General features: G+C 42.5%; 13 protein-coding genes. 8 read left to right on the forward strand and 5 right to left on the reverse strand.

Annotated features, from left to right (window positions below; translation table 11 throughout):
* Window positions 1–352: 352 nt before the first annotated feature.
* Together ACZ8ZH_RS02810 and ACZ8ZH_RS02815 are read left to right on the forward strand one after the other, a co-directional pair.
* Window positions 353–865: a DUF1543 domain-containing protein gene (locus ACZ8ZH_RS02810; RefSeq protein WP_086210406.1), complete on the forward strand. Its 513-nt coding sequence runs from the start codon at window positions 353–355 to the stop codon at window positions 863–865.
* Window positions 866–1,037: 172 nt separating this feature from the next.
* Window positions 1,038–2,030 carry a DUF2804 domain-containing protein gene (locus ACZ8ZH_RS02815; protein ID WP_086210405.1) on the forward strand — a complete coding sequence of 331 codons (993 nt, stop codon included), beginning with the start codon at window positions 1,038–1,040 and terminating at the stop codon, window positions 2,028–2,030.
* A gap of 58 nt (window positions 2,031–2,088) precedes the next feature.
* Here ACZ8ZH_RS02815 and ACZ8ZH_RS02820 read toward each other — a convergent pair whose 3' ends face one another.
* Window positions 2,089–2,964 (reverse strand): metal-dependent hydrolase, encoded by an 876-nt coding sequence (locus ACZ8ZH_RS02820; RefSeq protein WP_119064652.1) that lies wholly within the window; start codon window positions 2,962–2,964, stop codon window positions 2,089–2,091.
* A gap of 135 nt (window positions 2,965–3,099) precedes the next feature.
* Here ACZ8ZH_RS02820 and ACZ8ZH_RS02825 point away from each other — a divergent pair, with 135 nt between their 5' ends.
* Window positions 3,100–4,122 (forward strand): AraC family transcriptional regulator, encoded by a 1,023-nt coding sequence (locus ACZ8ZH_RS02825; RefSeq protein WP_119064650.1) that lies wholly within the window; start codon window positions 3,100–3,102, stop codon window positions 4,120–4,122.
* Between the two features lie 51 nt (window positions 4,123–4,173).
* Here the strand turns inward: ACZ8ZH_RS02825 and ACZ8ZH_RS02830 are convergent, their stop codons facing one another.
* Window positions 4,174–5,505 (reverse strand): Na+/H+ antiporter NhaC family protein, encoded by a 1,332-nt coding sequence (locus ACZ8ZH_RS02830; RefSeq protein WP_119064648.1) that lies wholly within the window; start codon window positions 5,503–5,505, stop codon window positions 4,174–4,176.
* A 372-nt stretch (window positions 5,506–5,877) separates the two neighbouring features.
* On the opposite strand from ACZ8ZH_RS02830, the gene trpA reads away from it, so the two are divergent.
* The 4 genes from trpA to ACZ8ZH_RS02850 are packed head-to-tail and all read left to right on the forward strand — an operon-like array spanning window position 5,878 to window position 9,858.
* Complete coding sequence (trpA, locus tag ACZ8ZH_RS02835) at window positions 5,878–6,681, forward strand: tryptophan synthase subunit alpha (protein ID WP_004983629.1); 804 nt, start codon at window positions 5,878–5,880, stop codon at window positions 6,679–6,681.
* Window positions 6,678–7,574, forward strand: coding sequence for an acetyl-CoA carboxylase, carboxyltransferase subunit beta (accD, locus tag ACZ8ZH_RS02840; RefSeq protein WP_086210400.1), 897 nt, complete (start codon window positions 6,678–6,680; stop codon window positions 7,572–7,574). Before trpA ends, accD begins: the two co-directional genes overlap by 4 nt.
* Window positions 7,571–8,854 (forward strand): bifunctional tetrahydrofolate synthase/dihydrofolate synthase, encoded by a 1,284-nt coding sequence (gene folC / locus ACZ8ZH_RS02845; RefSeq protein WP_086210399.1) that lies wholly within the window; start codon window positions 7,571–7,573, stop codon window positions 8,852–8,854. Before accD ends, folC begins: the two co-directional genes overlap by 4 nt.
* On the forward strand, window positions 8,845–9,858 hold the full coding sequence (locus ACZ8ZH_RS02850) for an SPOR domain-containing protein (RefSeq protein ID WP_395579939.1): 1,014 nt from the start codon (window positions 8,845–8,847) through the stop codon (window positions 9,856–9,858). The genes folC and ACZ8ZH_RS02850 overlap by 10 nt, the downstream gene beginning before the upstream one ends.
* A 26-nt stretch (window positions 9,859–9,884) precedes the next feature.
* On the opposite strand, the gene ACZ8ZH_RS02855 is transcribed toward ACZ8ZH_RS02850, so the two are convergent.
* From ACZ8ZH_RS02855 to ACZ8ZH_RS02865, 3 genes are all read right to left on the reverse strand, one after another.
* Window positions 9,885–10,448: a dual specificity protein phosphatase family protein gene (locus ACZ8ZH_RS02855; RefSeq protein WP_119064644.1), complete on the reverse strand. Its 564-nt coding sequence runs from the start codon at window positions 10,446–10,448 to the stop codon at window positions 9,885–9,887.
* Window positions 10,445–11,269, reverse strand: coding sequence for an MBL fold metallo-hydrolase (locus tag ACZ8ZH_RS02860; protein WP_119064642.1), 825 nt, complete (start codon window positions 11,267–11,269; stop codon window positions 10,445–10,447). The genes ACZ8ZH_RS02855 and ACZ8ZH_RS02860 overlap by 4 nt, the downstream gene beginning before the upstream one ends.
* A gap of 308 nt (window positions 11,270–11,577) precedes the next feature.
* A complete protein-coding gene (locus tag ACZ8ZH_RS02865; protein WP_119064640.1) occupies window positions 11,578–12,219 on the reverse strand; it encodes a peroxiredoxin in 642 nt (213 codons plus the stop codon).
* A gap of 399 nt (window positions 12,220–12,618) precedes the next feature.
* On the opposite strand from ACZ8ZH_RS02865, the gene ACZ8ZH_RS02870 reads away from it, so the two are divergent.
* Window positions 12,619–12,984: a hypothetical protein gene (locus tag ACZ8ZH_RS02870; RefSeq protein WP_228199455.1), complete on the forward strand. Its 366-nt coding sequence runs from the start codon at window positions 12,619–12,621 to the stop codon at window positions 12,982–12,984.
* The last annotated feature ends 69 nt before the right edge of the window (window positions 12,985–13,053 follow it).

Below are 13,053 nucleotides of genomic sequence, written 5' to 3' on the forward strand. Positions count from 1 at the left end.
GTCTGCTCAATAAGATGGTTTTGTTACTTTTGCCGAAACAAAAGTAAGATATTTCCTGCCAATGAAAACTTTGGTCAAATCTATCTCATTGTATTGGTGATAACGTTATTTAAATTTTGACGGAGTCTTACTGCTTACACCTCAAATGTAAGGAGTTCATAATGTTACTTTGGATAAGCTCAAAGTAACCAAAGGCATTGTCATTCGCAAAACTCGTCCTATACTTTCATGTGATTAATGGAGTTGCAAAAACATTTCTCTTGAAGGGTAGTTTACCTCGAACAATTGCGAATGATGCTTCCGTGAAGCGCCTGTTAGCTATAAAAAAGTATCTCAAAAGAAAGGAAATAGAATGCCCAACCTATTTATGGTTATGCTAGGTGGTCGTCATGCACGTGCCAATACCGAAGTCCATGATGTTGTGTTTGCTGTCGCTGACAGTTTAGAAGACAGTTACCCGCAACTTAAACATGCATGGTTTGGTGAACAAAAAGGCTTACATATAGATGCTTGGGCACGGCTAAATGGTGTTGAAAGTGCGGGGAAAAAATACCAAATACAGTTTAGTGATGCTCAGCCTCAAGTCACAGATGAAAAATTGTGGCTCATAAATTTAGGTGGCTATGACACAGGTGAATTTGGGGAGTTGCATCGTTATGTACTCGTTGTTGCCCCCAATGCAGTAGAAGCCAAACAACTTGGCAAACTACATTTTGATCAAAAGTGGAAAAAGCAACATACAGATCGTGTTTTAGACGTCGATGACTGTATTGCGATTGATTGCATACATGGACGTTATGTGCTGTTGGTTGAAGCTGAGTTTGCACAGAATGTATGGGAAAATACGTATTTGATGTTGAGTTAAGCTGAGTGCGTATTCAGTGCTAGGATGAAAACATAAAGACATCAAAATGTTAATCTGATTTCTTTTCATAAGAAGCTGATGAAAAAATAAACTAAATGCTGTTCAGTGCCAAAATTATAGGCATAATAAGCATACGGATATTAATTAACTTTTGCTTAAGGATAGAGCATCAATGGATTTGATACAGTCCAATGGACAACCCCATTATGGTCGGTTTAGTGAACTTCCAAAAACCATTGATTTAGATAAATATCAGTATAAAACTCCGTATGGTGAAGTGCTTACGGGATGGCGTAAGAAACTGAAATATAAAAAATTTAAGTTTTGCAGCATTCAACATGAACACTATACCATTGGTCTTGCAATTGCCGATATTGCTTGGGCAGGACATGGTTTTGTTTATATTTATGATCATCTTAAAAATGAAGTGCTTGAATGGAATGCGGTGAACTTTTTAGCACGTAAAACCGTATTGGATGAACAGCCTTTATATAATCAAAGCGTGTTTGCAAATTCACCTTTCCAAATTGAAATTCAGCATGCCAATGGGGTGCGTTATGTGCAAGTGACTAAATATGGTGAAATTAAACTGAGTGCACGTATTTTCTGTGCCAGTACAGAACCGCTTAGTATGTGTAGCCCAACAGGAATCAATGGTTGGACCTACACACAAAAACTCACAACTTTGGCTTGTGAAGGATTTTTTACCAATAAAGCAGGTCAGATAATCCAATTCAATGATCGGACATTGGCTTCTTTAGACGATACCTGTGGTTTTCTTAGACCTGAAACAGCTTGGTTTTGGTTATCATGCAATTTTTGGGATGCTGAGGGCAGACGCATTGGGCTCAATTTAGCTTCTGGTGTAAATGAAAGTTTTGGCAACGAAAACTGTCTGTGGATAAATGGAAAATTATACACAGTGAGTGATGTTTTGTTTCAGATGGAAGAAGAAGGTCGCTGGACGATTCGTTCGTTAGATGAGCGTTTGCATTTAACCGTGACTACGGGTTGGCGTCGGTTTGAAAACCTCAATTTACGTCTGGTCGGCAGCCAGTTTAGTCAGTGGCAAGCCAAGATTAGTGGTACGATCCAGCAGGGTGAGCAAGAGCTTATCTTTCTCAATGAATATGGCTTACTTGAACAGCATTATGCAAAGTGGTGACAGCGAAAATAAAAAACTGGCTCAGTGCCAGTTTTTTTATTGGTTATGGTTTTTCACGTTATTTCCCAGCTTGCCAAAACGCTTCGCCCGCTAAAATTGGATCATTCGTTTCTGCTAGGGTGTCGATCCAAACATCATACTGTGCAATCACAGGATGTTGATTTGGGTGAAAGTCTTTCTTAAACCAATCGAAATATTGCCCACGCATCCGAGACAGTATTCCTTTTTGTCCAAAGAACCATGGCAGCCCTTTACGCATCATTTGCAAACGTTGCAGGCGGCTAAAACCATCATGTTTGAGCATGACATCTGCGCGGTAGGTGGTGAAACCAAACATCATCACCGTGGTAAAGGCCAGTGCAAACAAACGGGTCGCTTCTGGAACATGTCCGACTTGTTTCATGACATCAAACGCCACATCACGATGTTCCATTTCTTCAATGGCATGCCATGCAAATAAAGCACGTACATAGGGATGGGCTTCTGCTAAGGTTGTTTTGTGGCTATAAAACGTTTCCGCCATGAGTGCAGTTAAATGTTCCGCAGCGGCAGTCATCGCAATGTTGTATTGAGGCGAGCGTTTACTCAGTTCAAATTTAAAGATTTTATTTAAACGTTGAATAAATTGGTCAACGGGCATGCCCTGTTCTCGCATGACCTGATTCATTTTGTCATGGGCAATGCCATGTTGCGCCTCTTGTTTAATAAAATCTGTTACGCGCTGCGCTAATTCAGGGTCTGTAATCTGATCGCGAAATAAACGCACGCTTTGAATAAAATAGCGTTCACCATCGGGAAATGTGAGGCTGAGTGCATCAAACATGCGGGTCCGAAATGGGTCGTCGCCAAACCAAAAACGTGGCACTTCATCGAGCTTAAAATTAAGTTGGGTTCGCACAATCGGTTCAATAGGGGCACTAACAATGGCATTCATTTTGTTTTACTTCATTTGCCTTGGATGATTGCAGTATGTCGGAGAAAATGCAGTTTGTTTTGACAGATATTGCCATTTTTTATACATTTTACGCCAATATGAAAATGTCGCATGTCAAATAGCGGGTAGGCCGTCATGCAAGAATTACAAATCCCTAATGGTTATTTTCAGCTCTGGAATATGTACCTGATACAGCAGGGCATTGATTTTCATCATCTCGATATTTTAAATCCATATAAAGTGAACTTAGAGCATGTGCTCAGACTGCCGATTGATACTCAGTCACCTTTTTCTTTTTTTCATACGATTTTACAGCTCACGCAAACGGAGTTGGACTGTCCACAGTTAACCATGGAAATGGCTAAGCTGATTCGGCCTGAACACTTTGGTGTGCTAGGCTATATGGCGACTCGAAGTAATAGCGTGGCTGAAGCCTTACAGTATGTTATGCGCTTTAGTCGCTTGGTGATTGATGGGGCGGAAGTAACGCCGATGCACATGCAACAGCAGGGCAATGAAATATGGCTGACATGGCCGTTCCACCATGAAAAATATGCAATGCTGAATGAAATGACCATGGCCTCGATGGTGCATTTGGCTAAGCAAATTTTCCCCGATCAATTACAGTTCTTAAAAATTCAAATGGCCCATTCCGCGCAGATGGCACTCTATCATTATCAAAAGTTTTATGGCTGTGAAGTGAGCTTTAATCAAGCCTGCTATGCCTATGTGATGAGTGCAGACAGTTTGAGCTTAAAATCGGGCTTTGCTGATCCTTCCTTAACACAGCTTTTACTGAAACAAGCAGAGGTTGCCATTGCCCTCAAGCCTCGTTATGAAAGCGTATTACAACAGATTCATAGCGCCGTGGCGGATTATCTTAAAGCACATGCGGAAGCCCCTAAAATCGAGCACATTGCAAGTGAGCTACATTTGTCTACGCGGACCTTACAGCGCCAGCTACGAGACTTAGGCAGTTCATTTAAGCAAGTGCTTGAATGTGAGCGTATGAAGCAGTGTGAGCAGTTGCTTCAACAAGATTTAAGTTTGACTGATATTGCCTTTCAACTCGGCTACTCGGGGCAGTCTGCTTTAGCGCGTGCTTATAAACAGCATAGTGGACAGACCTTATTACAGTTGAAACGACAACTGAAATAACAGCAGGAATAAAAAAGCGCCTTTGGCGAGGCGCTGAAATGTATGAAAGGATCAGACCGATTTCAGTCGTGGAAAACGGAACGCAATCGCAAGAATGGCAAAAATCGCCAGTATCCAACAGTAGTAAATGCTGCCGATGAGTTCAACAGGAGAAAGCTTTGCAATCGAGCAGGCCAATAGAAGTTGTGCGCCATAGGGAATCAGTCCTTGTACCACACATGAAAAGATGTCGAGTAAAGCGGCTGCACGTTTTGGGTCTACGCCATATTCTTTAGCAACTTCACGTGCCATATCGCCCGATAAAATAATCGCTACAGTGTTATTGGCCACAAAAATGTTGGAGAAAACCACTAAAAAGCTCAATCCAATTTCACCTGCACGCTCGCGACCGACTTTAAATAAACGGGTTAGGCTGTAAATGCGTTGAATAAGCCAGTCGAGTCCACCTTCTTTTTGCATAATGGTCGAAAGACCGCCTAAGAACATCGACAGTAACGCCACTTCAAACATACCGACAAAACCATCATAGATGGCTGTGTTGAGTTGAATGACTGTAAATTCTGGCTGTGCAATCAATCCCATCACTCCAGAGAGCACCACACCAACCATGAGTACAGCAAGCACGTGTAAACGACTGAAGGCGAGGAAAAACACCATCACATAGGGCAATACCAGCCAAGGGTTAAAGTCTTTGGATTGAATACTTTCGGTTTGATGGATGCTAAAGACATAAATCGCGATCGTGACTAAAGCTGCAGGTACTGCAATCCAGACATTGACGCGAAACTTGTCTCGAAGCTGAACTTTTTGACTGGTGGTAGCGGCAATGGTGGTATCCGAAATTATTGACAGGTTATCACCAAACATTGCACCGCCGACGACTGCGCCTATGGCATAGACCGCAGCAATATCAGTGGCTTGAGAGAAACCAAAGGCAATCGGTGCACAGGCTGCAATCGTGCCCATCGAGGTGCCCATTGCTGTTGCAATGAACGCTGAAATAATAAATAGCATGGGCAGCACAAAGGCCGGCGGAATCGCAGACAAGCCCATTTGCACTGTAGCATCTACACTACCAATGGCGCTGGTGGTACTGGCAAATGCGCCTGCCAGCATGAACACCATGAACATTAAGATGAGGTTCGGGTGACTTGCACCGCGCAGAAAGGTTTCGATGCCTTGATTCAGCTCACCGCGATAAATCAATACTGCCAAAATAATAGCAGGAATGGCCGCAACAGGCGCTTTCATTTGATAGAACGCAAACTCGGTTCCAATCACAGAATGGTAAATACCACTGCCTAAGAAAATGGCTAAAAAAACAATAAGCGGTAATAGCGCAAGCGCACGTGCTTGCACTAAACCTGAGTTATCGGTGGTCATAGGAGATAGGGAAATGAAAGAATGTGCGTAGTATAATGCAGGTTTTGCTATTTCATAAAACTTTAAATGTAAAAGCTAAACCGCCTATTTTTATCATTTTTTTGCAAATAAAAATAAGTTTATCTAAAACTTAGACATTTTGGTATTTCCTAAAATTAGGCATCTTTGATCATTGAGAAAAAAACCGAAATATCAGTAAATGGTGCTTTACGGTTGTTCTGAAAATATTTGACGAAAAATGAATTGGAACGTGAACGCAATGTGCTCTATTCAATGAGTAAAAAATAGCGTTACAATGCAGCGTCTTGTATTTTTACAAAGCCAACTCCTCAGTAGTTTTAATTTTAAACAAGTTAAGGAAAGCACAACCCTATGTCACGTTTAGCCACTCGTTTTGGACAGCTTAAATCTCAACAGCGTAAAGCTTTGGTTTCTTATGTTATGGCTGGTGACCCTCATCCACAGGTAACAGTTCCTCTGTTACATCAGATGGTCGAGGCGGGTGTTGATGTGATTGAACTCGGTCTTCCATTTTCAGACCCTATGGCAGATGGTCCTGTGATTGCCCTTGCAGCAGAACGCGCATTGGCAGGTGGCACCAATACCTTAGATGCTTTGAATATGGTCAAAGAGTTCCGTCAAAAGGATCAAGAGACCCCAGTGGTATTGATGGGTTATCTGAATCCAGTTGAAGTGATTGGTTATGAAAAGTTTGTATCGACTGCGCACGCATGTGGCGTCGATGGCATTCTACTGGTGGACTTACCACCAGAAGAAGCAGCAGAGCTTGATGTTGTATTGAAGCAATTTGATATGGATCAAATCTTTTTACTAGCGCCAACCTCAACGGACGAACGCATTAAACATGTGGTGAAACAGGCGAGTGGTTTCATCTATTACGTGTCTTTAAAAGGGGTCACAGGTGCAGCAACTTTAGATGTTGCTGAAGCTGCAAACCGAATTGCAAAAATTAAAGCAGAAACAGATATTCCTGTCGGTGTTGGTTTTGGGATCAGTGATGCGACATCTGCCAAAGCAATGGGCGGAGTGGCTGATGCTGTGATTGTTGGTAGTGCTTTTGTTAAGCAATTTGCAAGCTTAGCACCAGAACAAGCCGTGGTTGAAACGGTTAATAAAGTCAAGGAGCTTCGAGCAGCGCTCGATGAGTTAGTATGAGTCAAGATGTTAAATCAGGGAAAATCCTAAGCCCATCGACGCCATGGACTGAACGTGGTGTACCCGGTATTCAAGTACCTGATGAGCAAACCTCACTCAAGGCGACGTTTACAGAACCAACGATAGAATGCCCTGAGTGCCATGCACTTGTTACACGTACTGCAATGTCATTTAACGCTTATGTTTGCCCTCAGTGTGATGAACATTTGCGTATGAAAGCCCGGGATCGTTTGAATTGGTTCTTTGACCAAGTACAAACAGAATTGGGACAAGAATTTAAAGCCAAAGATCCGTTGAAATTTGTTGACTCAAAGCCATATCCAGATCGTATGACTGAAGCACAGAGCAAAACGGGTGAAACTGAAGCCTTAGTTGTGATGCAGGGTTTGCTTAAAGGTATTCCTTTGGTTGCCTGTGCCTTTGAATTTGACTTCATGGGTGGTTCAATGGGTACGGTAGTTGGTGACCGTTTTGTGCAAGCAGCTGAAAAAGCCATTGCGGACAAACAACCTTTGATTTGCTTTGCTGCTTCAGGCGGTGCGCGTATGCAAGAAGGTATGTTGTCTTTGATGCAAATGGCGCGTACTTCAGCGGCTATCCAAAAAATGAAAGATGCAGGTCTGCCTTATTTAGTGGTGTTGACGCATCCTGTTTACGGTGGTGTAACGGCATCTTTAGCGATGCTTGGTGATGTGCATATTGCAGAGCCAAAAGCGATGATTGGTTTTGCGGGTAAACGTGTCATTGAACAAACTGTGCGTGAAAAGTTAGAAGAGCCGTTCCAACGTGCTGAATACTTGCTTGATCATGGTGTAATCGATCAAATTGTTCACCGTCACGCATTACGTGATACAGTTTATCGTATTGTCGCGAAATTGATGAATTTGTCTTGAACACAGCACCACTTGCAACAGACTCTTTAGCAACATGGCTCGATTATTGGGGCCATGTTCACGTTACGGGTATTGATTTAGGGTTGGAACGCGTCATTCCAGTAGCTGAAAAGCTTGGAGTGACACGACCTGATGCCAAAGTTTTAACTGTAGCGGGAACCAATGGAAAAGGTTCGACCACCACCACATTAGCTGCCATTTTAAATGCACAAGGCTATAAAGTGGGACTGTATCAGTCACCGCACATTTATCGTTTTAATGAACGAGTTAAATTGCGTGGGGTAGAGGTTGATGACCAAAGTTTGGTTGATGCTTTTGTGCAAGTGGATCAAGCACGCCGTGATTGTGATTTAAGCCTCTCGTTTTTTGAGGCGACGACACTCGCGGCTTTTGTCATTTTTAAAGACCAAGCCTGTGATGTTTGGGTGCTTGAAGTGGGTCTAGGCGGTCGTTTAGATGTGGTCAACGTGATTGAACCCGATGTTGCGGTGATCACCAATATTGGTTTAGACCATACTGACTGGCTGGGCGATACCATTGAAAAGATTGCCTTTGAAAAGGCAGGTATTATCCGTCCCAATATTCCTGTGGTGTTCGGCGGCTTACAACACATTCCTCAAGCGATTCTTGATAAAGTGGATGCTTGTGCTGCCACATTATATGCAGTGAATCGTGACTATTTTTATCAACCTAGTGAACATGGTCAGTCGTGGATGTTTGCATCCAGTGGCGCCACTTTAAATTTGCCCCTCGGCACATTGGCCGTTGAAAATATTTCAACAGCCGTTGCTGCTGTTTTATTGAGTGGTTTAACTGTCACTCAAGCGGCTATTTCTAAAGGAATTCAAAATGCAAAATTGCAAGGTCGTTTTGAAATTCGCCAAATACAGAATAAAACCGTAATTTTTGATGCAGGGCATAACCCGCACGGTGTTGCTTTTTTATTAAATCAATTGCGAAATTTCCTAAAATACAATAAACAGTACACTGAAGTAGTCAGTGTTTTCTCAATGTTGACAGATAAAGATGTGAAATCTGTCACAGAGTTATTGAAAGACACCATACAAATGTGGAAAATTGCGGCATTAACTGTTCCGCGTGCAGCACCAATTGAACAATTGGATCAAGCATTGCTAGGACAACAGGTGCAGCACTTTGACAGTGTGAAATTGGCTTTTAAATCAGCGCTCGATGAAACAAAGAATAATCAGCTGATTTTGGTATGTGGTTCATTTCATACCTTGGAAGCGGTATGGGAGTATTTGGAAGAATGTCAATGAATAGCAAACAGCGTTGGATGGGTGGCGTTGTTTTATTAGGTGGTGGTGTCCTTTTGGCAGCATTACTTCTTAAAGGCAAAGAAGAAATACATCAAAATAATATTAAAACACCAGAGCTTGCGACACAATCTGTGCAACGTAATGCTGAAGGTGAGTTAGCTCAACCTCAGTCGTTAACGGTTGATGTTGAAACAGAAAAACGCTTACTGGAACAGCAACGTGTCGCACGTGAAAAATCAGTTGCTGAACAAGAAGCTCGTGCGGCTGAATTTTTAGCGATGCAGCAACAAGCCGAAGCCGATGCTGCACGTAAGGCCGCAGAAGAGTATGCTGCGCTGAATGCACATCGCAATGCCGCACAGCAAAGCTCGGACAACATTCCACCCGAATTGGTTGAGGATGAAAAAGCCAAGCAACAACGAATTGTTGCGGACAAAGCGGCTGAACTAAAGAAGTTGGAACAGCAAAAGCTACAAGCCCATACTGAGGCTGAAAAAGCAGCTGCTGCAAAAAAACTGACTGAGCAAAAAGCCTTAGCGGAAAAGCAAGCGCTTGAAGATAAAGCCAAACGTGAAGCTGAGGCTAAACGTAAAGCAGAAGACGAGCGTAAGGCTGAAGCGAAAAAAGAAGCCGAACGTAAAGCCGATGCTGAGAAAAAAGCGGAAGACAAACGTAAGGCAGATGAAAAGCGTAAAGCTGATGAAGCCAAGAAGAAGGCGGAAGCTGAAAAAGCGCGTGATTTGCTTGAGCATGGCGATAAGCAGTGGATGGTACAAGTGGCATTGGCTGCCAATGAAGCCAATGCAGATGCTCTGGCTGCCAAGCTTCGTGCCAAGGGTTATAAGGTCACTAAAAGTCCAACCTCTAAAGGCGTGCGGATTATGGTGGGACCATCCAAAGACCGTGATACTGCCGATGCAGCTCGCAAGAAGATTACCTCAGATGCAAGCCTCGGCATGAAGTCAGCTTGGGTGATTGACTGGGTGCCACTCGACAAACGTTAAGATTGGGTTTAACCCAATTGCCTTCACTAAGATGGATTCAACAGTTGCTGTTGAATCCATTTTATATTTTCAGGGCTAAATAAAGGCTCAATATTTTGCCAAATCGGATGAAAACCATAACCACCATGTTTCATCTCAGCCAAGGCATCAGCGGTAGACCAGTTTTGAAAAATAATGCGGTACATCGCCACGCTGGCGCCTGTACGGTCTGAACCATGGTAGCAATGCAGTAAAACTTTTTGCTGATTTTGCTCTGCATGTTGAATTTGCTGCATCACCTTTAACAGGTCTTCTCGGTCAATCGCCCATGTATGAATTGGGATATGCACCAGTTCAAACCCTTGGTTGGACAGTTTTTTTAGGTCTTGATTGCGCGAGCGTAAATTAATAATCACGTCAATTTGCTGTGCTTTTAAACTTGGAACTAAATCTTGATCGGGTTGCTCACTCCGAAAAACAGTTTCGCTGATTTGATAGAAGTTATGCGCAGGTTGGATCGACTGTCCCCAGTGTTGTGGGCGCTCTGTCTCTGGCAGCGCAGGTGTAGTCATACAGCCAGAAATACTGACACACAGAGAAAGCATAATCATAGGATCAGGCTCTGATGGTATGAGAGTTCAACAGGGTCATGCGCACAAAAGATTTCGATACTGGGTTCAGACTGTGCCAATTGTTGAATTTTATGCAGGTTGCTTAAACGCTGTGAATTATCTTCGGCAAAAAATACTTCCAAGGCATTTAAGCTGCGAAGTTTGTTTTGAGGGTTGAGTTCTAAGTGAGAGTAGTAGGCATCCCCGCAGAAGAGTTTCCAACCCTGTTGGGTTTTAATGGCAATACCACAGTGACCTTCAGTATGCCCAAACAGCGGAATCAAAAGAATCTCATTATGAAATAAGTCAAACCCTTGCACTTGAGTCAAATTAAACCATGCGTCACCGTGGATCGGCTCAATAAAGTGCCAATGGCGATGCTGCTGAAATTGTTGTGTTTTATAACGCGCTTTATTTTTTAATGATTTCAGGTTTTGTGCAGCATTATATTCGTTAGACAGGATATGCACCGTTGCGTTGGGAAAGTCAGAAATGCCACCTGCATGGTCAAAATCCAGATGTGAAACCAAAATATGTTTAACATCTTTCGAGCTAAAGCCAAGTTTTTGGATTTGTGCAATTGCAGTTAATTCTAAGTTTTGTTCAATTTTTCCAATCCGAGCCACTAACTGCCCCAAACGCTGTTTGGTGTGTAGATAGTCTTGTATGCCTAAGCCTGTATCAATCAGCACCAGCCCTTGATCTGTTTCAACCAAAAGACAATGACACACCACCTTGGCTTGAAAACCTTTTTGGCCGAAGAGCGGAGCACAAACTGGACACATAGTGCCACAATGTAAATGGTGAATGTTATAAATCATAAAGTCATTTTTATCGTGTTGTTTGGACTGTTATAGCGGAAGATTTGAGTTTTAACAGTTTGATTTTGTTAAAGAGTCATGTGTGCCTGCTTTAAGCGGAAAAAAGCCTGTCGATTGACAGGCTTTCAAAAGTTCAAACTCGGCTCGTCATTAGAGTTTGAAACGATCATACAAGGTAACTCAGAACGTATTTTTATGGGTTAGTTTCCTCTTTGGATTGCTTGCAGTTCAGTGCCCATTTTTGTTTTCAATCGGTTTGCTCGGTCAAAACTTCGGGCTTCGCTTGTCTGCTGCAAGAGCAGAATATTTTATCCTTGCTCAGGCTGTGGAGTCAGGCGTAAATATGGCGTTACTGCCTTATAGCCTTTCGGAAAGCGCTGTGCGATCTCCGCTTCATCTTTGAGTGATGGCACAATCACCACATCATCGCCCTGTTGCCAGTTTGCTGGGGTTGCAACTTTGTGATGATCGGTCAGTTGCAGTGAGTCAATCACGCGTAAGATTTCATGGAAATTACGACCTGTTGATGCAGGATAGGTGATAATCAAACGGACTTTTTTGTTTGGGTCGATAATGACCAAAGAGCGAACCGTTAATGTTTCACTGGCATTGGGATGGATAAAACCATATAGCTCAGACACTTTTCGGTCTTGGTCGGCAATGATCGGGAAGTTCACGGTAGTATTTTGGGTTTCATTGATGTCTTTGATCCAGCCGTGATGTGACTCGACATCATCGACTGAGAGGGCAATGGCTTTTACACCACGCTTTTCAAATTCATCTTTGAGTTTTGCGGTAAAGCCAAGCTCGGTGGTACATACTGGCGTGTAGTCAGCAGGATGTGAAAAAAGTACTCCCCAGCTATCGCCTAAAAATTGATAAAAATCAATTTCGCCTTCGCTCGAAGCCTGTTGGAAATTGGGTGCGATATCGCTTAAACGTAAACTCATAGTAAACCTCAAATTATCTTTATGTCTATGGAATGAACATCACTATGGCGCAATTTCTTTTGCATGAAAAATAGTGTTTTATTATTTGTTTATACAAAATACTCATAATGAGGCGGATAGGGGTTCTGTATTTAGGCATATCAAAGATGATCTCATTTTTTGCTCTAGAGACCGTTTATTTGCATGTTTACTAACGGTATTTAAACGAAATTATTTCTGCTCTAAAGTGTGTAACTATATAGGATTGATCGCACATACGATCGGCTATAATTCTTTTTATGATTGATTTATATTGGTTTTTTAAAGTGATTCCAAAAATATAACAAATTTGAGCATTCGAACAATGAGAAAAAATAGGTATCGCCCTGACTTTGTTGCTGTGTGTGGGTGCTTCAACTCATGCGCAGTGGGCAATTGAAACAAGCCCAAGTGAGTACTGCTCGTCAAACGCCACAACAAATTACAGACCAATATTTAGCGTCTCAAAAGAGTCTTACACAGCGGAAAGTGGCACTGTCTCAGGCTCTCGAACGAGAGTGGGCTCAAGGTCAGACTACGAATGCGAGTAATGTCTATAATATTACCTGCGTACAGCTCGTTCCAATTCTCACTGCAATGCGAGTCAATGATGAGCAGCTTTTAGATTTTCTACAGAGCATGAATCCATGTCAGTCCAACAACGGAGTGAAAGGTTCGCTGCGGCAAAATCCAGCGCATGAAAGCAAAACATTGAACAACTGCAAACAATTAAAGTCGCTACTTTAAAAAAGACTGTTGAATCCTGATGAGTTCGGATGAAATCTCTATGTCGGCTGTTTAAAATTTGTTACATTA

The organism is Acinetobacter sp. SW-226, assembly GCF_055632855.1.

What these genes read in the sequence shown, in the direction of transcription:
- accD (WP_086210400.1), top strand. Translation starts at nt 6,678, where the DNA reads ATGAGTCAAGATGTTAAATCAGGGAAAATCCTAAGCCCATCGACGCCA.
- ACZ8ZH_RS02865 (WP_119064640.1), bottom strand. Translation starts at nt 12,219, where the DNA reads ATGAGTTTACGTTTAAGCGATATCGCACCCAATTTCCAACAGGCTTCG.
- ACZ8ZH_RS02815 (WP_086210405.1), top strand. Translation starts at nt 1,038, where the DNA reads ATGGATTTGATACAGTCCAATGGACAACCCCATTATGGTCGGTTTAGT.
- ACZ8ZH_RS02860 (WP_119064642.1), bottom strand. Translation starts at nt 11,269, where the DNA reads ATGATTTATAACATTCACCATTTACATTGTGGCACTATGTGTCCAGTT.
- trpA (WP_004983629.1), top strand. Translation starts at nt 5,878, where the DNA reads ATGTCACGTTTAGCCACTCGTTTTGGACAGCTTAAATCTCAACAGCGT.
- ACZ8ZH_RS02810 (WP_086210406.1), top strand. Translation starts at nt 353, where the DNA reads ATGCCCAACCTATTTATGGTTATGCTAGGTGGTCGTCATGCACGTGCC.
- ACZ8ZH_RS02870 (WP_228199455.1), top strand. Translation starts at nt 12,619, where the DNA reads ATGCGCAGTGGGCAATTGAAACAAGCCCAAGTGAGTACTGCTCGTCAA.
- ACZ8ZH_RS02855 (WP_119064644.1), bottom strand. Translation starts at nt 10,448, where the DNA reads ATGATTATGCTTTCTCTGTGTGTCAGTATTTCTGGCTGTATGACTACA.
- ACZ8ZH_RS02825 (WP_119064650.1), top strand. Translation starts at nt 3,100, where the DNA reads ATGCAAGAATTACAAATCCCTAATGGTTATTTTCAGCTCTGGAATATG.
- ACZ8ZH_RS02830 (WP_119064648.1), bottom strand. Translation starts at nt 5,505, where the DNA reads ATGACCACCGATAACTCAGGTTTAGTGCAAGCACGTGCGCTTGCGCTA.
- ACZ8ZH_RS02850 (WP_395579939.1), top strand. Translation starts at nt 8,845, where the DNA reads ATGTCAATGAATAGCAAACAGCGTTGGATGGGTGGCGTTGTTTTATTA.
- ACZ8ZH_RS02820 (WP_119064652.1), bottom strand. Translation starts at nt 2,964, where the DNA reads ATGAATGCCATTGTTAGTGCCCCTATTGAACCGATTGTGCGAACCCAA.